This window comes from Azospirillum sp. B4, assembly GCF_000333275.1.
In the GTDB taxonomy this organism is placed as follows: Bacteria; Pseudomonadota; Alphaproteobacteria; order Azospirillales; family Azospirillaceae; genus Nitrospirillum.
Genome location: NZ_BACU01000297.1, coordinates 1 through 987, shown reverse-complemented (window position 1 = coordinate 987; position 987 = coordinate 1). Strand labels below are relative to the sequence as shown.

The following is a 987-nucleotide window of genomic DNA, read 5'->3' as shown; positions in this document are numbered from 1 at the left end:
AGAAGGAGGGGCCCCGGCATTCCTCCGGTCCAAATCCGGGAGCTTGAAGAGGGAATAGGCCCGCCAGGGTTTCAGGCGCTCCCCGAATTCCTTATCGAGCGCCTCCGCCATTTCGTCGAGGTCGCCGTAGCCGGAGCGGGCCTCTTCCCCATCCCTGGTTTTCAACAGTGCGCGCCAGGTGCCATCACCATCCCTGGTCCTGCTGACCAGCTCGATCTCAAAGCGGGGAAGGCCGATGGTCGCTTTGACGAAGCTCCCTCTCGCCAGAGCATATGCCTTGCGGGTCGCCATGCCATTGGGGGGCTCGGGCAGTGGGGCTGCGGCCAGAAGCTCCCGGGCTCGCTGCGCGCTGGGCAAGTCGCAGAATGCCGGCGAAGTTGCCACCCGGAGAAAAGCGAGGGCAGTGGTCTCCACGTCGACGGCTGATCCGGCGGATTCCAGGGCCAGCACCAGTGACCCCACCTGGGGGAGCGAGGCCGCCAGTGCCAAGGCCGGTGCCACCGCCTCCGCGGCGGCGGTCCGGACAGCGGCCTCGGACCGGGGGCCCGAGGTCACCATACGAATGGCATCGGCGATGAGTCGATCGGCGTCAGCGCCGCTGAGCTCGGAGATGAGACTGGCAGCGCCGCGCGTTTTGGGATCCAGGATCAAGGAATCCTGGCGTCCCCGCGCCAGACCCTCGAGGTGCTCCCATACGACGACAACGGCATCCAAGGCCGCCGCGTCCTTGGACCAGCGCTCCGGTGTCGGTGGAAATAGATGGCCACCCGCCACCGCGCGTTTGAGCAGGCCGGCCGCCAGGGCTCCCGTGACGGACGAGATGGCACCGGCGTCGGCCCCCGCCGCGTTCCTGCGGAGCAGCACGCTGGCGACCTCATGGTGGAAGGTCGGCAAGGGGTTGGTACCGTCCTCCATCTCTGGGGCACTCACCACCTCCGGCGTAAGGCAGGGGGGCCATGCCCTCGGCGGCGTCCTCCATATCCCGGC

1 protein-coding gene is annotated in these 987 nt (G+C 68.1%); it reads right to left on the bottom strand.

Going from position 1 to position 987, the window contains the following annotated elements; all coding sequences use genetic code 11:
- Nucleotides 1–915: hypothetical protein (locus I55_RS13450; protein ID WP_148293706.1), on the bottom strand; the 915-nt coding region annotated here is incomplete at its 3' end.
- Between the last annotated feature and the right edge of the window lie 72 nt (nucleotides 916–987).